General features: G+C 71.4%; 18 protein-coding genes and 1 pseudogene. 5 read left to right on the plus strand and 14 right to left on the minus strand.

All coding sequences use genetic code 11. The features are described 5' to 3' along the window. From A5643_RS16500 to pgsA, 4 genes and pseudogenes are all read right to left on the minus strand, one after another. Positions 1-195, minus strand: a pseudogene (locus tag A5643_RS16500) (phage shock envelope stress response protein PspM); the annotation flags it as partial. A gap of 9 nt (positions 196-204) precedes the next feature. Beyond that, a complete protein-coding gene (pspA, locus tag A5643_RS16505; RefSeq protein WP_066858092.1) occupies positions 205-1,038 on the minus strand; it encodes a phage shock protein PspA in 834 nt (277 codons plus the stop codon). A gap of 105 nt (positions 1,039-1,143) precedes the next feature. Next, entirely contained in the window at positions 1,144-1,458 is a 315-nt protein-coding gene (gene clgR, locus A5643_RS16510; protein WP_066858095.1) for a transcriptional regulator ClgR, read from the minus strand. 78 nt (positions 1,459-1,536) lie between these two features. After that, positions 1,537-2,127, minus strand: a complete 591-nt coding sequence (pgsA, locus tag A5643_RS16515; RefSeq protein WP_066858098.1) for a CDP-diacylglycerol--glycerol-3-phosphate 3-phosphatidyltransferase — start codon at positions 2,125-2,127, stop codon at positions 1,537-1,539. Positions 2,128-2,182: 55 nt separating this feature from the next. Between pgsA and A5643_RS16520 the strand changes: the two genes are divergently transcribed. Beyond that, a complete protein-coding gene (locus A5643_RS16520) occupies positions 2,183-2,704 on the plus strand; it encodes an amino-acid N-acetyltransferase (RefSeq protein WP_066858100.1) in 522 nt (173 codons plus the stop codon). 42 nt (positions 2,705-2,746) lie between these two features. Next, positions 2,747-3,745 carry a hypothetical protein gene (locus tag A5643_RS16525; RefSeq protein WP_066858103.1) on the plus strand — a complete coding sequence of 333 codons (999 nt, stop codon included), beginning with the start codon at positions 2,747-2,749 and terminating at the stop codon, positions 3,743-3,745. 16 nt (positions 3,746-3,761) lie between these two features. Here A5643_RS16525 and A5643_RS16530 read toward each other — a convergent pair whose 3' ends face one another. Both A5643_RS16530 and A5643_RS16535 read right to left on the minus strand, forming a co-directional pair. Continuing rightward, the gene (locus A5643_RS16530; RefSeq protein ID WP_066858106.1) at positions 3,762-7,031 is read right to left on the minus strand and encodes an FHA domain-containing protein; all 3,270 of its coding nucleotides are present in this window, start codon (positions 7,029-7,031) and stop codon (positions 3,762-3,764) included. Between the two features lie 42 nt (positions 7,032-7,073). Continuing rightward, complete coding sequence (locus A5643_RS16535) at positions 7,074-7,403, minus strand: WhiB family transcriptional regulator (protein WP_066858109.1); 330 nt, start codon at positions 7,401-7,403, stop codon at positions 7,074-7,076. Between the two features lie 441 nt (positions 7,404-7,844). Between A5643_RS16535 and A5643_RS16540 the strand changes: the two genes are divergently transcribed. Continuing rightward, on the plus strand, positions 7,845-8,957 hold the full coding sequence (locus A5643_RS16540; RefSeq protein ID WP_082949024.1) for an FHA domain-containing protein: 1,113 nt from the start codon (positions 7,845-7,847) through the stop codon (positions 8,955-8,957). Between the two features lie 13 nt (positions 8,958-8,970). Here A5643_RS16540 and A5643_RS16545 read toward each other — a convergent pair whose 3' ends face one another. The 6 genes from A5643_RS16545 to A5643_RS16570 all read right to left on the minus strand — a co-directional run bounded on the left by A5643_RS16545 (position 8,971) and on the right by A5643_RS16570 (position 16,244). Then, entirely contained in the window at positions 8,971-10,440 is a 1,470-nt protein-coding gene (locus A5643_RS16545; protein WP_066858111.1) for a neutral zinc metallopeptidase, read from the minus strand. 113 nt (positions 10,441-10,553) lie between these two features. After that, positions 10,554-10,955 carry a DUF4333 domain-containing protein gene (locus tag A5643_RS16550; protein ID WP_066858114.1) on the minus strand — a complete coding sequence of 134 codons (402 nt, stop codon included), beginning with the start codon at positions 10,953-10,955 and terminating at the stop codon, positions 10,554-10,556. 90 nt (positions 10,956-11,045) lie between these two features. Beyond that, a complete protein-coding gene (locus tag A5643_RS16555) occupies positions 11,046-11,417 on the minus strand; it encodes a DUF4189 domain-containing protein (protein ID WP_066858117.1) in 372 nt (123 codons plus the stop codon). Between the two features lie 73 nt (positions 11,418-11,490). Further along, complete coding sequence (locus A5643_RS16560) at positions 11,491-12,204, minus strand: LppX_LprAFG lipoprotein (RefSeq protein ID WP_286143681.1); 714 nt, start codon at positions 12,202-12,204, stop codon at positions 11,491-11,493. A 157-nt stretch (positions 12,205-12,361) separates the two neighbouring features. Then, a complete protein-coding gene (locus tag A5643_RS16565; protein ID WP_066858123.1) occupies positions 12,362-13,579 on the minus strand; it encodes a DUF7373 family lipoprotein in 1,218 nt (405 codons plus the stop codon). Positions 13,580-13,655: 76 nt separating this feature from the next. Then, complete coding sequence (locus A5643_RS16570) at positions 13,656-16,244, minus strand: DNA translocase FtsK (RefSeq protein WP_231995649.1); 2,589 nt, start codon at positions 16,242-16,244, stop codon at positions 13,656-13,658. A gap of 154 nt (positions 16,245-16,398) precedes the next feature. On the opposite strand from A5643_RS16570, the gene A5643_RS16575 reads away from it, so the two are divergent. Both A5643_RS16575 and A5643_RS16580 read left to right on the plus strand, forming a co-directional pair. Continuing rightward, on the plus strand, positions 16,399-16,713 hold the full coding sequence (locus A5643_RS16575; RefSeq protein WP_066858126.1) for a putative quinol monooxygenase: 315 nt from the start codon (positions 16,399-16,401) through the stop codon (positions 16,711-16,713). Positions 16,714-16,730: 17 nt separating this feature from the next. Then, the gene (locus A5643_RS16580) at positions 16,731-17,603 is read left to right on the plus strand and encodes an SAM-dependent methyltransferase (protein WP_066858129.1); all 873 of its coding nucleotides are present in this window, start codon (positions 16,731-16,733) and stop codon (positions 17,601-17,603) included. A 65-nt stretch (positions 17,604-17,668) separates the two neighbouring features. Here the strand turns inward: A5643_RS16580 and A5643_RS16585 are convergent, their stop codons facing one another. Both A5643_RS16585 and dapA read right to left on the minus strand, forming a co-directional pair. Next, complete coding sequence (locus A5643_RS16585) at positions 17,669-19,345, minus strand: ribonuclease J (RefSeq protein WP_066858132.1); 1,677 nt, start codon at positions 19,343-19,345, stop codon at positions 17,669-17,671. A gap of 7 nt (positions 19,346-19,352) precedes the next feature. Continuing rightward, the gene (gene dapA / locus A5643_RS16590) at positions 19,353-20,255 is read right to left on the minus strand and encodes a 4-hydroxy-tetrahydrodipicolinate synthase (protein ID WP_066858135.1); all 903 of its coding nucleotides are present in this window, start codon (positions 20,253-20,255) and stop codon (positions 19,353-19,355) included. Positions 20,256-20,286 lie beyond the last annotated feature (31 nt).

A 20,286-nucleotide genomic window follows, 5' to 3' on the forward strand; every position in this document is an offset into this window, starting at 1 on the left:
CCAGAACAGGCTGGCGCCGGCGGCCAGCAGCCCCCAGCGCAGCGCCCGGCGGCGTTGCCGCAACAGCCGGGCCCGCGGCTCGGTGGCGGCGTTGAAGCGCTGGATCGCCAGGTCGGCGAGCGTCACCGCGCCGCGCAACCCGCGGCGCAGCAGCATCCGCCACTGCCCGGCGCCGCGCTCTAGTCCCGCCACCATCGCCGGTCCCTACTGTCCCAGCGGGTTTTCCGGGTCGCGGGCCGGCGGTGCGGCCGGCGCCGACCGGGGTGTCTCGGGGGCCGCGGCCGGTGGGGTGGCGGTGTCACCGGCCGGCAGCGCCTCACCGCGCATCGAGGCCCGGATCTGCTCCAGCCGGGAGTGCCCGGCCATCTGCACGGTGGCCTGCTCGACCTCCAGCATCCGGCCGTGCACCGAGTCCTGGGCCAGTTCGGCGGCGCCCAGCGCGTTGGCGTAGCGGCGTTCGATCTTGTCGCGGACCTCGTCGAGGCTGGGGGTGGTGCCGGGAGCGGCCAGTTCGCTCATCGACCGCAGCGACGCGCTGACCTGTTCCTGCATCTTGGCCTGCTCGAGCTGACTGAGCAGTTTGGTGCGCTCGGCGATCTTCTGCTGCAGCATCATCGCGTTCTGTTCCACCGCCTTCTTGGCCTGCCCGGCCGCCGACAGCGCCTGGTCGTGCAGGGCCTTGAGGTCTTCCACGCTCTGCTCGGCGGTGACCAGTTGCGCCGCGAAGGCCTCGGCGGCGTTGTTGTATTCGGCGGCCTTAGCCTGGTCGCCTGCGGCACTGGCCTGGTCGGCCAGCGTCACCGCCTGCCGGGTGTTGACCTGCAGCTTCTCGATCTCGGCGAGCTGGCGGTTCAGTCGCATCTCCAGCTGCCGCTGATTGCCGATCACCTGGGCGGCCTGCTGGGTCAGCGCCTGGTGGGTGCGCTGCGCCTCCTCGATCGCCTGCTGGATCTGCACCTTGGGGTCGGCGTGCTCATCGAGCCTGGCGTTGAACAGCGCCATCAGGTACTTCCACGCCTTGACGAACGGGTTGGCCATCGGTTAGCTCCGCCTTCGGTTCGGTTGTCGGGCCCATCGGGAGGCCATCGGTTGTCGATCGCTTGTCCGGGGCCCAATTTATCCGGTTCTGCCCGCGCCGGCGGGTCAGACCGTGGTCAGCGCGCCGACCGGCGGGATGACGATCTTGGTGGCCGGGTCGATGTGCGTCGCGCCGGCCGTCCGGTCCTGCTGGGCCACCCGGTCACCGGCCGAGGCCAGCACCGTGGCCAGCGGCACATCCAGCGCGCCGCAGATCGCGTTCAGCAACTCACTGGAGGCCTCTTTGCGGCCCCGCTCCACTTCGGAGAGGTAGCCCAGGCTCACCCGTGCCGAGTCGGAGACCTCCCGCAGGGTGCGCCCCTGCGCGGTGCGGGCCCGGCGCAGCACGTCGCCGATCACCTCGCGCAGCAGTACCGTCATGACGCTCTCCTTATGTCGATCGGCCCCGGGGTTCACTTCGGTCAACGCCCGCGGCGGCGCCCGGGTTCCCGGCGCCGCTCAGCCGCGGGCGCGGGCGGTGTCGCGGACCGCCGCGACGACGTAGTCGATGCCGGTGACCACGGTCAGCACCAGCGCCACCAGCATCACCGTCCAGGCCAGCGTGAGCCAGCTGCCCGACACCGGCAGCACGAACAACCCGATCGCGACGGCCTGGACCAGGGCTTTGAGTTTGCCGCCCCGGCTGGCCGGGATCACCCCGCGGTAGAGCACCGCCAGCCGCAGCACGGTGATCCCGATCTCGCGGGACAGGATCAGCACCGTCACCCACACCGGCAGGTCGCCGAGCACCGACAGGCCGATCAGCGCAGCGCCGATCAGCGCCTTGTCGGCGATCGGGTCGGCCAGCGCGCCGAACTCGGTGACCATGCCCAGCGAGCGGGCCAGCGCCCCGTCGAGCCGGTCGGTGATCACCGCGACGGCGAAGATCGTGAACGCGGCGATCCGCCACGGCGTCTCGTGGCCGTCACCGGCGAACAGCGCCACCAGGAAGACCGGCACCAGCACCAGGCGCAGCACCGTGAGCATGTTGGCGACGTTGGCCACCCGCACCTGCGGCGCCGCTGAACCGGTATGAGGTTGGCCCGACACGGGCAACACAATATCGGTTCCCGATTCCGCCAGCTCAAGCCGATAGTCTGCACGCGTGGAGGCAGCAGCGGCGCCGTCGCCGACCGAGCCGACGATCCGGCGCGCCCGCACCACCGATGTGCCGGCCATCAAGCGGCTCGTCGACACCTACGCGGGCAAGATCCTGCTGGAGAAGAACCTGGTCACCCTCTACGAGTCGGTGCAGGAGTTCTGGGTGGCCGAGTCCGCCGGTGAGGTGATCGGCTGCGGTGCGCTGCATGTGCTGTGGTCCGATCTCGGCGAGGTCCGGACCGTGGCGGTCGCACCGGCGGTCACCGGCCGCGGCATCGGGCACGCCCTCGTCGACCGGCTCACCGAGGTGGCCCGGGAGCTGGCGCTGAGCCGGCTGTTCGTGCTGACGTTCGAGACCGAGTTCTTCGCCCGGCACGGCTTCACCGAGATCGAGGGCACCCCGGTCACCGCCGAGGTGTTCGAGGAGATGTGCCGCTCCTATGACCTGGGTGTCGCGGAGTTCCTCGACCTCAGCTACGTCAAGCCCAACACGTTGGGCAATACCCGGATGCTGCTGATCCTGTGAGCGGCCCGCGCAGCCGCGGGGGGCACCGTTAGGCTCGGGCGCGTGAGAAAGCTGACCTCGGTCGCGCTGGCGGCGGCTCTGCTCTGGCCGGTCGCTGCCTGTGTGGATCGCCGCACCGACGCCGACTCCATCTATACCCAGATCCAGAACATGCCGGGGGTGTCGAGCACCGACCTGGACTACAAGGCCAGCTACGAAAGCGGGCGGGTGTTCCGGCTGACCGTGATGCTCGACCGGGAGGTCACCGAGCCGCAGGCCACCGAGTTGGGTCGCACCTTCGTCGAACAGCTCAACCGCAAGGGCATGGCCGGCCACAAGGTCGATTTCCGGGTCCGCTACCCGGCCTCCAAGCGGCAGAAGAGCCCGGCGCTGCCGCAGTACTCCCAGGCGCTCTTCGAGTTCGGCAAGTCCGACCCGCCGGCCAACCCCGGCGCCGCCGATGTCGCCGACAGCATCGCGGTGTGGCTGACCGCGGTGCGCTCCCCGGTGAGCCAGTCGGTGTACCTGGGCCAGCCGACCTGGGGCGGAACGGCCGACAGCCGCAACATCGCGATCACCCTCAAACCCGACGCGACCGAGGCGGCCGCCCGCCGGCTGCAGCAGGAGCACCCGGCGCTGGCCGAGGTGACCTGGCAGCTCAGCCTGGCGGTCGGTGAGGTCGAGCGGCCCCGCACCTACGCCGCCACGCCCGACCCGCCCACCGACGCGGTGCGGGCGCTCTGGGGCGACATCAGCCGCGCGGTCGACCCGCGTTACGAGGTCAGCGGGGTGACCCGCCCGCCGCAGGACGACGACCAGGCGCAGACCAAGATCGAGATCGATCTCGGTCCGGGCGCCAACCACGAGGACGAGGCCGACACCCAGCGCATCACCCGGGATGTGGCGGCGCTGCTGCCCCGCTTCGGTCATCCCACCGCGCTGTACGTCTGGGGACCGGCCACCAATATCGAGCTGGTGGTCGGCGGCTGTTACCGGCACAAGGACGGCCACGAGCCGCAGCCGCTGGAGAAGGAGCTGGCGCAGCGCTACGAGCGCTGCTGACCGCGCCCGCGCCGGCTCACTGCACGTTGTCGCCGATCCGGGTGGCGATCGCGGTGGCGGCGTCCTCGGCGACGCCCTCCCCGCAGGCCAGCACGTCGATCACCACGTTCTCCCGGGTGGTCATGGCCCGCCGGCACAACCAGCCGGGCCGGCCCGGATCGGTGTTGTCCACGGTGAGCATGCCGCCGTCGGCGCGGACCTCCCCGATCAGCGACGTGCTGGTGGCGCCGTCGACCGCGGTGGCGGTGACCGTCTTGCCGGTGCAGCGGGTCCAGGCCTTCTGCTGGCGGTCGCGGAAATCGCCGGCGGCCTTCTCGGACCGGAACGCGGTCGCCACCTGCAGCACCCGCGGCGGCCCCGGCTCGGGGGTGTCCTCGCGCAGCCGCTGCGCGGCCATCCCGGTCATCGGGATGCCGCTGTAGGTGGTCGAGGAGCCCGCGGTAGCCGCGCCGGTGCATTCGCGGGGCACCACGTTCTCCCCCTTCACCGGGACGATGAGGTCCTCGACGACCAGCCCGGCGGCCGGTAGCAGCGGTTCGATCTCCGCGGGGCCGGGCAGCAGTTCGCCGAGGTCGTCGGCGGCGACGGTGCGGTTCTCCGCGTCGTCGTCGGCGGTGGCCGACCGGCCGGGCAGGCCGCGGCCGAAGACGACGGCGACCAGCGCGGCGAGGGCGAGCACCACCACCGCCGAACCGACCAGCACCCGCCGGCGGGTGCTGCGGGCGGCGGGGGCGCCCTGGGCCCGCGCCATCGCGGTCAGCCGCAGCCGCCAGCGCACGAACACCGCCCACAGCAGCGCCATCACCGCCAGCACCGCCATGTCCAGCAGCCACCAGTTCGGCTCGTGCCACCACAGCCGGTCGTCGGCCGGGGCGCGCAGCGCCGCGTTGCGCAGGTCCACCGTCGCCGCGGTGGCGGCGAAACCCCACCGGGCCGGCAGCAGCCAGGACAACTGGTCGAGCCCGCCGCGGTTGGTCACCGGGACCAGCCCGCCGGCGAAGACCATCGAGATCATCACCACGCCGACCAGCATCGGCAGCACCTGTTCGGCGGAGCGGGCCAGCGACGACAGCGCCAGCCCGATCACCGCCGAGACGATCGCGGTCAGCGCCAGCGCCAGGTACAACTCGAGGACCGCCCGGCCGGTGCCCTCCCCCAGCAGCGCCCCGCCGTAGGCGGGCGGTTGTTTGCCCGCGACGACGATCGCGGTGACCACCGCGGTCTGGATCGCCGCGGCGATGCTGTAGACCAGGATCTTGGCGCCCAGGTAGGCCGAGGCCGACAGCCCGACCGCCTGCTCGCGCTGGAAGATCGAGCGCTCCCCGACCAGGTCGCGGATGGTCAACGCGGTGCCCAGGAACACCGCGGCGATGTTGAGCAGCACCAGGATCTGCACCGGTTCGCCGGCGGCGTCGGTGTTGGCGCGGCCCAGCCCGGCGCGGCCGGGAACCACCAGGGAGAGCACGCCGAGCACGAACGGCAGCAGCGCCAGGAACAGGAAGTAGCCCCGGTCGGCGCCGATGAGCCGGACCTGGCGTCGGGCAACGGTGCGGAACTGGCGGCTGATGCTGGTGCTCGGGGGGGAGCCCAGCGGGGTGGCCTCCAGGGAGGGTTCCTGGGGGACGACGGCGGGATGGCGGTCGAGGTAGTCGCGGTGCGCGCCGTCGGGGTCGGTGCTGATCCGGGAGAAGATGTCGGCCCAGTCGGTGGTGCCCATCGCCGTGCCGACCTGCGCCGGCGGGCCGGCGAACGCGGTCTTGCCGCCGGGGGCCAGCAGCAGCACCTGGTCGCACATGTTCAGGTAGGTCAGCGAGTGGGTGACCACCAGCACCACCCGGCCGGCGTCGGCGAGCTGGCGCAGCATGGTCATCACCTGCCGGTCCAGCGCCGGGTCCAGCCCGGAGGTCGGCTCGTCGAGGATGAGCAGCGACGGGCCGGTGAGCAGCTCCATGGCCACCGAGACCCGTTTGCGCTGGCCGCCGGAGAGCTTGTCGATGCGTTTGTTCTGGTGTTCGGTCAGCTCGAGTTCGTCGAGGACCCGGCCGACCACCTGCCGGCGGTCGTCGCGGGTGCTGTCCGGCGGCAGCCGCAGCTCGGCGGCGTAGCGCAGCGCCTGGTCGACGGTGAGCCGCGGATGCACCACGTCGTCTTGGGGCACCATCCCGATCCGGGACCGCATCGAGGCGTATTCGGCGTGCACGTCGTGGCCGTCGAAGACGGCCAGCCCGGCGCTGGGGGCGATCGCCCCGCCGATCAGCTTGATCAGGGTGGATTTCCCGGCCCCGGAGGGCCCGATCACCGCGGTGAGGCTGCCCGGCCGCGCGGTGAAGGACACGTCGGTGAGCAGCGTGGCCTGCTCGACGTCGAGCCCCACCCCCAGCACCTGCAGACCGGCGGTGTCCGGCGCCACCGGGCGGGGTCGCAGGGTGCCGCCGGCGACCAGCAGGTCGGTGTTGCCGATGGTGACCACGTCGTCGTCGTGCAGCACCGCCCGGTCGACGCGTTGGCCGTTGACGAAAGTGCCGTTGCTGCTGCGGTTGTCGAGGATCTCCAGGCCGGCCTGGGTGCGGGTCAGGGAGGCGTGCACCCGGGAGGCCAGCGCGTCGTCGACGACGATCGCGTTGGACTCCAGCCGGCCGATGGTCTCGGCGCCGGGCGGCGGTTGCACCAGCCGGGGCGGCACCAGGCGGCGCACCGCCCCGGTGATCCGCTCCCCCGCGCCCGGCGCGGGCTGCTCCGGGCGGGTCATCACCCGGGCGATGACGGTCTGCGGCGCCGCCTTGGCGCCGGCCGGTGCGGGTCCCGGTGGCGGGGTCGGCCCGGGCGGCGGTTCCGGCGGCGGGGGCCCCGGGCGCCGGGTCGACGGCCGCACCGCCGCCCCCGCCGGGAGCGGTTGCGACGGCGGCCCCACCTGCTGCGGTGCGCGCACCGGTTGCGCCGGGCGGGCCGGCTGGGGTAGGCGGGCCGGGTGCGGGGCGAGAGCGAACCGCAACCGCGGGCCGGCCGGGGCGCCGATCGCGATGGTTTCACCGTCGCGCAACACCACCGTGGTGATGCGCTCCCCGTCGACGAAGATGCCGTTGCGGCTCTGGTCGACGGCGGTCCATCGGCCGTTCTCGACCCGGATCACGGCGTGGACGCGGGAGACCCACTCGGCGATCTCCGGGGCGTCCAGGCAGATGTCGCACTGGGCGCTGCGGCCGACGGTGATCTCCTGACCGGGCCGGAACGAGTACATCGCCGTGCCCAGCCACACCGTCAACGGCGGTGCGTTGGTGTCGGTCATCGAACCGATCGTCCTTTCCTCACCCGCGACGCGGCACCCGGGTCATGACGCCAACAGGCTGGCCAGCGCGGCGATCCGTTGTGCACGATATCCCGGCCGCACCGGCGACCCACCGAATTCGGCCAGCGAGCGCAGTTTGCGCAGCGCGAAGTCGCGGCCCCGACCCGACTCCGGGATCTCGATCCCGGCCCACAGCCCCTGCGCCCCCGGGGTCTCCCAGGCCTCCCGCGCGCAGAGCCAGCGGGCCGGGCAGGCCCGGCACAGGGCCTTGGCGCCCTCGTCGGGGTGGGTGGTCCACCGCTCGGGGTCGGCGGCGCACGCCGGTACGAAGCCCTTGCCCGGCACGGTCCCGGTGGCAATGGTTTCGGTCATGACTCCTCCTCAGGTCGGTCCGGTGCTTCCGGTGCTCCGATGCCCTTCGCACCAGCGCGCCCCAACTGTAACCGTAGCAGTGCCGTAGCGCAACAATTATCGCTACGTTTTGCTACGACTTTTTGGATCGACCTGGAGCAGTGCCACGATTAGTAGCTGTGACCAGCGCGGATAGCGGGTCACCGCGGGCGGGACTCGCACTGGACCCGGGCGGCAGACGGGCGCCGGACGGGCCCCGAGGGGACCGGAACGCTACGGAACGCTACGGTTCGGGCCGGTTTACCGCGCGGGGATGGCGCCCCGAAGTGCGGTATACATGTAGCATCTGCGGAGAACCGGCTCGGTTTTGTCGTAGCTCGAGTTGTTGCGGCAGCGCTCGTCGATCCGCGCCGATCCAGGCCGCCGCAGACGATCGGGCGTCCGACGAGGAGGGAGCACCCCATGAGCGAGCGGCCCCTGTCGGCCCCCGCCCCCACCCTCGCCGTCCAGATCGGCTCCGAACGCCACATCCTGGCCCCCACCGGCGGGCCGGCGATCATCGGACGCGACCCCGAGGCCGCCGTGCGCATCCCCGACGACCGGATCTCGCGCTCGCACGTGCGGCTGGAGCCGCACGCCGAGGGCTGGCAGGCCATCGACACCAGCACCAACGGCATGTACGTCGATGGCGTGCGACGCAGTTCGGTGTTCATCAGCGGGCCCGCCACCATCCATCTCGGGGACGCCCGGGGAATCCCGGTGACGTTCACCCCCAGCGCGCCGCTGGAGGCCACCGGCATGACCCCGGTGGCGCAGATGTCGGCCAGCACCCAGACGGTGTCGACCACCGAGTTCTCCACCGAACTCGAGGACGCCGACCCGGCGTTCGCGCGGGCCGGCCGGGCGGTGGCCGCCCGGCGCCGCGAGCTCGAGATCACCCAGCGCAGCCTGGCCCGGGACAAGGTCATCAACGCCGGCACCCTCATCTCGTTCGAGAAGGGCCGCAGCTGGCCGCGCCGGTCGACGCTGGCCAAACTCGAGGAGGTGCTGCAGTGGCCGCCGGGCACGATCTCGCGGATCCGCAGCGGCGCCACCCCCGACCCGGACCGCGAGACCACCGAGGTGGTCACCGACAGTGTGCGGGCGCCGCTGATGGCCGAGGCGGTGGAGTTGGCGATGCACACCATCAACGCCGCGGTGGCCGACCTGCCCGCGGTCTCCGACCCGGAGTTCACCCGGAAGATCACCGCGGTGCTGGCCGATCTGCGCAAGCTGGAGTCGGTGGCGGCCAACGCCGCCCGCAACGCCAAGGGCACCCCGTCGGTGGTGCTCGCGTTGAGCACGGTGCGACGCCACTACCACGACCTGATGTTGCGGGCGGTCAAGTCGCCGTCGGCCACCCTGGGCCAGCGGCTCTATGCGGTGCGCCAGCAGGCCGATCTCAGCGTCGCCGAGACCGCCAACGCCGCCGATCTGCCGCTTGAGGTCATCATGGCCGCCGAGGCGGAGCGCGAGGTCGGCCCGGAGGCGGCGGCCGCCCTGGAGAACCTCGTCGCGCAGCTCTCCATCAACTGAGCCGCGATGCCGGCTAACCGGCGCCGAACCGGCCGAAACACTGCTGCTCGTCGCCGACCACCCCGGACCGGAACGCGGTGATCCGGGTGAAGCCGGCCGGCACCACGCCGCCGTTGACGTCGCTGGCGACCAGGCCGTTGGTCAACAGCCCCGCGACCGCTTCGTCGAGGTCGCCCGCGGTGATGGCGAGTTTGCGTCCCGGCGTGGACATCTCGCGGTGCGCCACCCCGGTCAAGCACGCGGTGAGCATCGCCGTGCGCGGTGAATCCAGCGGCAGCCCGCGTTCGCGTTGCACGGCAAGCGCGTACCGTGACATCACGATCGACAGCACGGTGTCGTCGCCCTGCACCAGCACGCCCTGCTCGGTGTCCCCGGGCACGCCCATCTGCTGCAGCACGGCCAGGTCGAGGGTGATGGTGTTGCTGGCCGGGCAGTACGAGGCGGGCGGGCTGGCCTGCGCATCCGGGCAGTCCGGTGCGGCGTAGGACAGCACCGGCGGTTGGGCGAGCGGGAAGATCTCGCCCAGCACCTCGATCAGGTCGGCGAGGGTCTCCTCGTCGATGGGCACCTCCCCGGTCTGCAGGCCGCCGCGGGAGTCCGGCTGCAGTGACATCGGCAGATCCCCGCGCCGCTCCCGGATCTCGGTCAGATCGATTGCGGCGCAGGCTCGCGGCCCACTGTCGAAGCCCATCTGGACCGCGCTGACCCGATCCAGCGCCGTGCCGTGCCCGTACTCCTCCAGCAGCAGGTCCTCGGTCTTGGGCGTCAGGACCGGGTCGCGTCCGGCGATCGCCGCCGCCAGCACCCGGGACAGCCCGTCGCCGGTGTTGAGGGCGAACCGCGGGGAACTGCCCTCGGTGACCCAGCGCAGGTACCCGCCGGCGAAGCAGTCGGCCTGCTGTTCCAACACGATTCCGGGGCTGCGCTTGGTGACCAGATCGGCCGTGTGCTGGACCGCGTGCCCGTACTCGTGGGCCACCAGTCCGGCGACCGCCATCTCCCCGAAGTATTTCTTCACCGCCGGCACCAGCACCCCGCGGTCCCACGCCATCAGGTTGTCCGGCGGGCAGTACATGGCGTTGGGCTCGTTGTAGGTCTTCGAGCCGCAGACCTTGGGGCTGCGCCGATCGGTGGAGTCGTAGGACAACAGGGTTTCGACCGGGACGAACGGGCTGTCGAAGTACTCGGGATAGGCGTGCTGCCAATACTGCTCGACGTCGTTGACCGACAGCAGCGCCAGCCGGTCGATCTCGCCGTCGTCGGTGTTCTCCACCGTGCCGGTCGGCGCGACCGCGTCGGGGCGCTGCCCGCTGGGTCCGTCGGTGACCGGCAGCCCGCCGACGTAGAACGGGTCGTACATCATCGACACCGCCTGGCCGGACACGTAATTGGTGCAACCGGCCAGCAGCGCCGCCGCCGCGCAGGTAGCGGCCAGCGCCGCCGCGATCGGTCGGGGGACGCGGTGGGGAGCGCGCAGTGTCATTGGCAACCTCTCGCCGGATGGTCCCGGCACCGCCGTGGCTTCGTCGGCGACCGGGGCGTATGAAGAATACTGGCCCGCCCGCCGGGCTTTCCGCAGAAGTTGGGCACGACCGGTCAGCGGGGCGGGCTGACCCCGTATTTGCCGTCGCGGTCCTCGATCGTGACCGTCACCGTGCGCTGGTCACCGCCGACGGTGACCGCACAGGTGAAGGTGGCGCCCGGGGTGACCGTGGGGTCACGGCCGTCGTTGCAGCCGAGCACCGAGACGTTGTCCAGCCCATAGCCGGTGGTGCCGTCGGTGAGGATCTGGCCGACCGCCGCCTGGACGTCGGCGACCCGGATTTTGGTGTGGATGAAGAACCCGGGCTTCCAGAAGCCCAGCAGCAGGATGGCCGCGGCGGCGGCCAGGCAGACCGCGATCACACTGCCCAGCAGCGCGTTGATCCAGCCAGAGTCCTTGGCCGGCGCCGGCCGCGACGGGTAGCACGCCGGGTCTCGCCGGGGTGCACGGCTCACGTCAACTCCCTAGCTCGAAACAGACACCGCCGGTGGCGAAAAACCGCTGGGGTACGGGCCAGTTCGCCCGTACCCCAGCGGCATCGCGTGCTAGTTGCAGGCCCAGGTCAGAATCCAGCTGCCCGGAAGACGGCCCATCGCGTCGTTCATGGCCTCCAGAAGCGTTCGCCCGTACCCACCTTGCAGGCTGGTGGCGTTCTCGGCGACCGCACCGCAGTCGGTGAAGCTCACCAACACCTTGCAGTCGGTGTACCCGCAGTAGCTCAAGGCCATGCTGTTCGCCGACTCCTTGGTGGGGTGATCCCACGCGCGGCCACCCGAACCGGTGGACGGCGAGTAGGCGATCGCCCCCCAGTAGGTGGCGGCGTCCGCGGCGGGAGCCACTGCGACGGTGAGCCCGACCACCGTCGCGAAGCTAGCCATTACGGCTGCGACCCGTCGTCGAAGAGCAGCCTTTGCCATGGCGGTTCCTTTCTCGCTCCGGTGATCCGGAAGTTGTTGAATACGGTTGGGGTTCACGGTGATTTCCATGGCTTTACATCGGCGGCTTGGTCGCTTCGACCTGCTTGCCCCACTCCGAGAGGTTCAACGTCACCATGGCGTCCTCGGCCGGGATGATCTGCACCCGCACCGGGTGGTTGGTGCCGTCGTCGGCGATCCACACCGTGGTGGGCATGGATTCCTCTTCCTTGGGCGCCAGCCGGGCCCCGGCCAGCAGTGCGATGTCATCGGTCGAGGAGGTGCCGGTGACCTTCGTGGTCTCGGTGCCGTCGATGTCCTCGGTGCCCTCGATCTTCGGGTCCTTGAGGTTGGTCAGCACATTGGCCAGGCCCTTGCTCGGGTCCAGGATCGTCGACACGTCGTAGATCGAAGCGCCGTCGCCGAAGTCGGTGAACTTCCCGCCCGGGTCCCCCACATCGGAGTACAGGTGGCCTTCGACGTAGACGAACTTGGCCTCGACGTCCTTCTGGCCGACGATCAGGGTCGCGTTGCCGGTGGCGGTGGTCTGCGGGTCGCTGGACACGTCGCCTTCGAGCTGCTTGACCGCCAGGTTGGGCACCTTGCCCTCGGTGGTGAGCTTCAGGTGCAGACCGGTGACACCGCTCATCGCCTCGGCGGCGTCCTCGATCAGCTGCGCGGCGTCGGAGCTGGTCTCCGTTCCGCTCTCCTTCTCTTTCGTTCCGGAGTCCGATGAGGTGCAACCGGAGAGCGCGAGTGCCGCCGCGATGAATACGGACGTGGCAGCCACACCGGTTCGTAACCGGAGCTTCATAGACATCTCCTTTGTAGGGTTCGCGGCGGTGCCGCAGGGCAAACTCCCGGGGAGCCGGTCAAAGCTTAACCAGATCGGGCAGGGGTGTCCCGCAGTTTTTCCCATTAGCGCCCATTCCGGCCGCCGGACCGGCTCAGTGCGCGGACAGTATCCGATACTGCGCGGAAAGCTGCTGTTTGGCGTCGGTTTCGGTGTCCGAGAAGGTGGTGAACGCATACCGGTCGGTGTGGGCGACGCATTTGACGTGCCAGGCCATCCGTTGCACCGACGGCGGATCGCTCGGCGCGGCCGCTCCTTCGGTGCGTTCGAAGCAGCGCGCGTCGGCCAGTCCGTCGACACCGCTGAGCGCGATGACGTCGGGCTGCGCGGTGATCGCTTCGACCAGCCCGCCGGCGAGGTGGGTCGCCGCGTGCTCGTCGCGGGCCTGATAGACCGTCGCCAGCAGCTGGGCCACCCAGTCCACTCCGGCGTCGTCGAACAGCGGTGCGGCGCTGATCGGGTCGTCCTCGAAGTGCAGCCAGCCGGCCGCGCGCCACACCCCCGCGCTCAATCCGGGCACCTTGTTTCCGGGCGCGCTCAGGGTGCGCGCCAACAACTCTGAGCTCGGGTCCTTCGGCAGTTGCGGCAGCGCGGTCACCTCGGTGGCCTCGAACGCATCGATCAGCGGCTCCTGCGCATCGAGGACCTGCCCGATCAGGGCCAGCGCCACGTCGCCCGGGGCGGTCGGATCGGTGCCGGTGACCACCGACTGGTAGAGCACGAACGGGCCGTGCGGGGTGAAGCTTTCGGCGAAGACCCGGGTTCCGTCGTGGTCGATGCGGGCCCGGGTTTCGGCTCGGCCTTCCACGGCCACCGGGGTGTAGGAGTCCTCGACCGCGTCGGCCATCTCGCCGGCTGCCGCGGCGGCGGCGTCCGGGCCGGGGAACCGCAGCACCGCGTTGGTCAGGTTCACCGCGTCGTCGTCGACCGCCGAGCGGTAACTGCTGAACCCGGTGACGAATCCGTGTGCGGCGGCGACGTTGTCGAGCCCGCGCGGCAGCACCTGGCGCAGGCTTTCCGGCCCGGCGCCGACCGGCCCGGTCCGCAGGGTCGCGATGAGCGGGGTGCGCCCGGTCAGCGCGTCGTCGACCTGCCAGGCACCGGTGACGTGGTCGGCCATGCGCCGGGCCTCGACCGCGGCGCCGTCCGCGCCCGCCGGCCCCGGCGCCGCCCCCGGTTCGGTGGAGTAGGCACCGGTGTCCAGGGCCGCCGCCGACCGGGCAGGGGGCCCGGCCTCCTCGGGCTGGTTCGACTGGCATCCCACCAGGGTGACCGCGCCCGCCAGCGCGACCAGAGCGAGCCGTGTGTGCACGTGGGTCCTCCCGCCGTCGTCGCACCGTTTATACCGGAGCGCGGCGCGCCGAGAGGCCCCGCGGGTCGCTCGGCTGTCAGTCGAGCTCGTCGTCGAGGTCGTCGTCGGCCGCCCCGACACCGCGGATCGAGGCCAGGGTCGCGGCCAGCTCGTCGGGTTTGACCAGCACCTCGCGGGCCTTGGAACCCTCCGAGGGCCCGACGATCTCGCGGGTTTCCATCAGGTCCATCAGCCGGCCGGCCTTGGCGAACCCGACCCGCAGCTTGCGCTGCAGCATCGAGGTGGAGCCGAACTGGCTGGACACCACCAGCTCGACGGCCTGCAGGAAGACGTCCATGTCGTCGCCGATGTCGGGGTCGACGTCCTTGCGCTCGCCGCCGGCCCGGGCCGCGGTGACCCCGTCGGTGTACTCCGGCTCGGCCTGTTCCTTGCAGGCGGTCACCACCGCATGGATCTCCTCGTCGGTGATGAACGCGCCCTGCAGCCGCACCGTCTTGCTCGCCCCCATCGGCAGGAACAGCCCGTCGCCCATGCCGATCAGCCGCTCGGCGCCGGCCTGGTCGAGGATGACCCGCGAGTCGGTCAGCGAGGAGGTCGCGAACGCCAGCCGGGACGGGACGTTGGTCTTGATCAGCCCGGTGACCACGTCCACCGACGGCCGCTGGGTGGCCAGCACCAGGTGGATGCCCGCCGCCCGGGCCTTCTGGGTGATCCGCACGATGGCGTCCTCGACGTCGCGCGGGGCGGTCATCATCAGGTCGGCCAACTCGTCGACGATGGCCACCACATACGGGTACGGCCGGTATTCGCGCTTGCTGCCGAGCGGGGTGGTGATCTCCCCGGACCGCACCTTGGCGTTGAAGTCGTCGATGTGGCGCACCCGCGAGGCCTTCATGTCCTGGTAGCGCTGCTCCATCTCCTCCACCAGCCAGCCGAGCGCCGCGGCCGCCTTCTTCGGCTCGGTGATGATCGGCGTGATCAGGTGCGGAATCCCCTCGTAGGGAGTCAGTTCCACCATCTTCGGGTCGATCAGGATCATCCTGACCTCTTCGGGGGTGGCCCGCGCCAGCAGCGAGACCAGCATCGAGTTGACGAAGCTGGACTTCCCCGACCCGGTGGAGCCGGCGACCAGCAGGTGCGGCATCTTGGCGAGGTTGGCGCTGATGAAGTCGCCCTCGATGTCCTTGCCCAGCCCGATCACCAACGGGTGGTGGTCGCGGCGGGTGGACGGCGCGGTGAGCACGTCGGACAGCCGCACCATCTCCCGGTCGGTGTTGGGCACCTCGATGCCGACGGCGGATTTGCCGGGGATCGGGGCCAGCATCCGCACGCTCTCGGTCGCCACGGCGTAGGCGATGTTCTTCTGCAGCGCGGTGATCTTCTCCACCTTCACCCCGGGGCCGAGCTCGACCTCGTAGCGGGTGACGGTGGGTCCGCGGGTGCAGCCGGTGACCGCGGCGTCGACCTTGAACTGCTGGAGCACCGTGGTGATGGCGTCGGCCATCTGGTCGTTGGCCGCCGAGCGTTTCTTCGGCGGGTCCCCGGCGACCAGCAGCTTCAGCGACGGCAGCGTGTAGGGGCCCTCGACCACCCGGTCGAGAGCCAGGGTGTCGGCGGCCGCCGGCTCGGCGGGTTTGCGGGCGGCGCGCTTGCGCCGCGGTGCCTGCGGTGCCGGTGCGGCCGGCTCCTCCAGCGGGTAGTTGTCCTGCGGGCTGCCCGACGCCCAGGCCGGGGCGGGGTCGTCCTGCAGTTCGGCGTAGGTCGCCGGGTCGTCGTAGTAGCCGTCGGAGAAGTCCTCCGGCGGCGCGAACCGACCGCGGTCGCGGGGACCGGCCGCCAGCGCCGGGTAGTCGTCGTCGAAGTCGCCGCCATCGCCGCCGTGGTCGGCATAGTCGTCGTAGTCCTCGTAGTCGCCGTCCTCGTCGTAGGCGCCGTGGAAGCCGCGGGTGGAGAACATCGCCCGGATGGTCTCCGGGGCCTCCCGGATGGTGGTGCCGGTGAGCAGCAGCACCCCGAACAGGGCGGCGAGCACCAGCAGCGGTGCGGCGATCCAGGCGGTCAGGCCGTCGGCGAGCGGCCCGCCGATGGCGAAGCCGACGAAGCCGGCGGCGTGCTGCCGGCCGGGCGGGTCTTGCGGGGAGCCGGCCCACAGGTGCCACACCCCCAGCGCGGGCAGCGCGACCATGGCCGCACCGAGCACCAGCCGGGGGCGCGCGTCGGGGTCGGGTTCGCTGCGCATGAGCACCACCCCGAGCGCCGCGGCCACCACCGGGACCAACACCACCGCCGAACCGATGAGGGTGCGCAGTCCGGCGTCGATCCACTGCCCGGCCGGGCCGGCGGCGGTGAACCAGGAACTCGCCGCGACCACGACCGCCAGCGCCAGCAGGCCCAGGGCGATGCCGTCGCGGCGGTGACCGGCGTCGATGTCGCGGGCGCGGCCCACCGACCGGGCGGCTCCGCCGACCCCGCGGGCGACCATCAGCCAGGAGGCGCGGCCGGCCCGGCCGCAGGCCGCCGTCGCGGCGGCGAACCGCGAGCCGCGGCGCCGGTTGGCGGGGCGGCGCGGCGGTGCGGGCCTGCGGGCCGGTCGGGACCCGTTTCGCGGTGCGGCCTTCGACCTGCTCGTTCGGGCTCCTGATCGGGCGGCGGTCTTACTCGGCATGCCTGCCAGCCTAGTCGCTAGCGCCTCTTTGGCACCATGCGCCACACTGGTCACCGGGAAACCGGCCGCCGACCGGCCGGTGACGGGCCCGATAGGGTGGCCGGGGTGACCGGCGTGATCGAGGTCACCGCCGTCGACGTCGAGGAGTCCCCGCATGCCTGTTGTCGTGGTCGCCAGCCTGACCGCCAAACCCGAATCCGTCGAGACGGTCCTGGAGATCCTGACCAAGACCGTCGCCGAGGTGCACACCGAGCCCGGCTGCGACCGTTATGCCCTGCACCGCCGCGAGAACACGTTCGTGTTCATCGAGCAGTGGGCCGACGCCGAGGCGTTGCGCGCCCACGGCAGCGCCCCGGCGGTCACCGGCATGTTCACCCAGTTGCGCGACCACCTCGACGGGCCGCCGGAGATGAAGCTGCTCGAGCCGGTGCCCGCGGGGGATCCGGCCAAGGGCCGGCTCGCGCCGTAACCGCCGGAGGGAGGCCGATGGCGCACAACCCCGCCGCCGAGACCGCTACGGGCCCGATGGTGTTGGCGGCCATCGAACAACACGAGGCCGCGCCGCGCCGGCTGGTCGACGACGACCTCGCCGAGCTGTTCCTGCCGGCGCGGCTGCGCTGGCTGGTGCGCGCCGCCCGGCCGGCCGCGGTCCGCCGCCTGCTGATCAACACGGTCCAGCGCTCCGGTCCGGGGCTGTGGGCCAACCTGGCCTGCCGCAAACGCTTCATCGACGACGCCCTCGAGGCGGCGCTGGACGACATCGACGCGGTGGTCATCCTCGGCGCCGGTCTGGACACCCGCGCCTACCGGCTGGTGCGCCGCAAGCGCATCCCGGTTTTCGAGGTGGACCTGCCGGTCAACATCGCCCGCAAGGCCGCCACCGTGCGCCGGGTGCTCGGCGAGCTGCCGCTGTCGGTGCGCCTGGTGGCCGTCGACTTCGAACGCGACGACGTGCTCACCGCGATGGCCGAGCACGGCTACAACACCGACTTCCGGGTCTTCTTCATCTGCGAGGGCGTCAGCCAGTACCTCACCGAGTCGGCGGTGCGTTCGGTGCTGGCCGGTCTGCAGCCGGCCGCGCCGGGCAGCCGGCTGGTGTTCACCTACATCCGGCGCGACTTCATCGACGGGATGGCGCTCTACGGCGCGAAGGCGCTGTACCGCCGGTTCCGGCAGCGCCGCCAGGTGTGGAAGTTCGGGCTCAACCCGGAGGAGGTCGCCGATTTCCTCGCCGGCTACGGCTGGCAGCTGGTCGACCAGCTCGGCCCGCAGGAGATGCTCGAGCGGTACGTGCGGCCCGCCGGGCGCGACCTCAGCGCCTCCCAGATCGAATGGGTGGCTTACGCGCGGAAAGACTGAGCGCGAAAAGACTGAGCCCCGAAAGGCTGGGCGCGAAAAAGCTGGACGCGCAACGGTTGCGCGGCTCAGACCTCCAGCAGCGTCGGCACGATCATCGGCTGACGCCGGTAGGTCTCCCCCACCCAGCGGCCCACGGTGCGCCGCACCGCCTGCACGATCCGGGCCGGATCGGTGACGTTCTGCGCCGCCAGGGATTCCAGCTCGGCCTCGACGTTGCGGGTCACCGGATCCAGCGCCTTGGGGTCTTCGGAGAAGCCGCGCGAGTGCAGGTGCGGCGGGGCGGCCACCTTCGCCGTGCCGCGGTGCACCACCACGGTGACCGCGATGAACCCGGCGGACAGCACCAGCCGCTCCCCGAGGGTGGCGTCGCCGACGTCGCCGGTGATCAGCCCGTCGACGAACATCTTGCCGACCGGGATCGCCCCGGCGATACGGGCCCGGCCGCCCACCAGGTCCACGCTGACCCCGTTCTCGGCCAACAGGATCGCGTCATCGGGCACCCCGGTGCGGGCGGCCAGCGCGCCGTTGGCCCGCAGCATCCGCCAGGTGCCGTGCACCGGCATCACGTGGCGGGGCCGAATCCCGTTGTAGAGGAACAGCAACTCACCGGCGTAGGCGTGGCCGGAGACGTGAACGCGCACATCGGCGTTGGTGACCACGCGGGTGCCGATCTTGGCCAGCGCGTCCATCACCCCGTAGACGGCTTCCTCGTTGCCCGGGATCAGCGAGGACGACAACACGACCAGGTCCCCGGCGGTCAGCGTGATGGACCGGTGCTCGCCGCGCGACATGCGCGACAGCGCGGCCATCGGCTCGCCCTGGGTTCCGGTGGTGATCAACACCACCCGGTCGGGCGGAAGCTGTTCGGCGGCACCGATATCGATCACGTCGGCCTCGTCGACGCGCAGGAACCCCAGCTCGCGGGCAATATCCATGTTGCGCACCATCGAACGGCCCACGAACGCCACCCGCCGGCCCAACGCCACCGCGGCGTCGATGATCTGCTGCACCCGGTCGACGTTGGAGGCGAAGCACGCCACGATGACCCGGCCGTCGGCGCCCCGGATCAGCCGGTGCAGCGTCGGGCCGACCTCGCTCTCCGAGGGGCTGACGCCGGGGATGGCGGCGTTGGTCGAGTCGCACAGGAACAGGTCCACCCCGGCCGCGCCGAGCCGGGACATCCCGGGCAGGTCGGTGGGCCGGCCGTCCAGCGGCAACTGGTCGAGTTTGATGTCGCCGGTGTGCAGGATCGTGCCCGCCCCGGTGTGCACGGCGATGGCCAACGCGTCGGGGATCGAGTGGTTGACCGCGAAGTACTCGCACTCGAAGACGCCGTGCGTGCTGCGCTGCCCCTCGGCGACCTGCTGGAAGACCGGCTTGATCCGGTGTTCGCGGCATTTCGCGGCGACCAGGGCCAGGGTGAACCGGGAGCCGACGATCGGGATGTCCGGGCGCTGTTTGAGCAGGAACGGGATCGCCCCGATGTGGTCCTCGTGGGCGTGGGTGAGCACCAGCGCCTCGACGTCGTCGAGCCGGTCGGCGATGTGGCGCAGGTCGGGCAGGATGAGGTCGACGCCGGGCTCGTCGTGGCCGGGGAACAGCACCCCGCAGTCGATGATCAACAGCCGGCCGAGGTGTTCCAGGACGGCCATGTTGCGGCCGATCTCCCCGATGCCGCCGAGCGCGGTCACCCGCAGCCCCCCGGCCTCCAGCGGCCCGGGCGGTTTCAACGTCTTGCTCATCCGCGCGTCACCGCAGCACCCCGGCCGCCCGCATGTCGGCCTCCAGCGCCGCGATCTCCTCGGCGGTGGCGGGGACCTGCGGCAGCCGTGGCGGGCCGACGTCCAGGCCGAGCAGTCCCAGCCCGGCCTTGGACATGGTGACCCCGCCCAGCCGCACCTGGGAGGCGGCCAGCGGGCCGAGGGCGACGTTGATCTTGCGGGCGGTCTCGATGTCGCCGGCGTTGAACGCGGTGAGCATGTCACGCAACGGCCGGGCGGCGAAATGCCCCCAGACGCTGATGAAGCCGACCGCGCCCATCGCCAGCCAGGGCAGGTTCAGCGCGTCGTCGCCGGAGTAGTAGGCCAGGCCGGTCTCGGCCATCAGCTGCGCGGCGGCGTGCAGGTCGGCCTTGGCGTCCTTGATCCCGACGATGTTGGGGTGGGCGGCCAGCGCAAGGATGGTCTCCGAGGCGATCGGCACGATCGAGCGTGGCGGGATGTCGTAGAGCAGCACCGGCAGGTCGGAGGCGTCGGCGACCGCGGTGAAGTGCCCGATCAGCCCGGATTGCGGCGGACGCGAGTAGTACGGGGTCACCACCAGCAGCCCGTGGGCGCCCTCGGCGGCGCAGAACCGGGCCAGCTGCACGCTGTGGGAGGTGTCGTTGCTGCCCGCGCCGGCGATGATGCGCGCCCGGTCGCCGACGGCCTCGAGCACCGCGCGCAGCAGCCGGATCTTCTCGAAGTCGTCGGTGGTCGGCGACTCCCCGGTGGTGCCGGAGAGCACCAGGCCGTCGCAGCCGGAGTCGACTAAGTGGGTGGCCAGCCGTACCGCGGTCTTGATGTCCAGCGATCCGTCCGGGTGAAACGGGGTCACCATCGCCGTCAACACGGTGCCCAACTGCGCACGGGCGTCGAATCCGCTGGTACTCACGGGACAGAGATTACCCGCAACGGCTCGCGCC

It is taken from the genome of Mycobacterium sp. 1274756.6 (assembly GCF_001668625.1).
GTDB lineage: Bacteria > Actinomycetota > Actinomycetes > Mycobacteriales > Mycobacteriaceae > Mycobacterium.

Coding starts and splice junctions, on each gene's coding strand:
- clgR (WP_066858095.1), bottom strand. CDS start 1,458: ATGACGGTACTGCTGCGCGAGGTGATCGGCGACGTGCTGCGCCGGGCC.
- A5643_RS16535 (WP_066858109.1), bottom strand. CDS start 7,403: ATGACCGAAACCATTGCCACCGGGACCGTGCCGGGCAAGGGCTTCGTA.
- A5643_RS16570 (WP_231995649.1), bottom strand. CDS start 16,244: ATGCCGAGTAAGACCGCCGCCCGATCAGGAGCCCGAACGAGCAGGTCG.
- A5643_RS16530 (WP_066858106.1), bottom strand. CDS start 7,031: ATGACCGACACCAACGCACCGCCGTTGACGGTGTGGCTGGGCACGGCG.
- A5643_RS16585 (WP_066858132.1), bottom strand. CDS start 19,345: ATGAGCAAGACGTTGAAACCGCCCGGGCCGCTGGAGGCCGGGGGGCTG.
- A5643_RS16545 (WP_066858111.1), bottom strand. CDS start 10,440: ATGACACTGCGCGCTCCCCACCGCGTCCCCCGACCGATCGCGGCGGCG.
- A5643_RS16555 (WP_066858117.1), bottom strand. CDS start 11,417: ATGGCAAAGGCTGCTCTTCGACGACGGGTCGCAGCCGTAATGGCTAGC.
- pspA (WP_066858092.1), bottom strand. CDS start 1,038: ATGGCCAACCCGTTCGTCAAGGCGTGGAAGTACCTGATGGCGCTGTTC.
- A5643_RS16540 (WP_082949024.1), top strand. CDS start 7,845: ATGAGCGAGCGGCCCCTGTCGGCCCCCGCCCCCACCCTCGCCGTCCAG.
- A5643_RS16575 (WP_066858126.1), top strand. CDS start 16,399: ATGCCTGTTGTCGTGGTCGCCAGCCTGACCGCCAAACCCGAATCCGTC.
- A5643_RS16580 (WP_066858129.1), top strand. CDS start 16,731: ATGGCGCACAACCCCGCCGCCGAGACCGCTACGGGCCCGATGGTGTTG.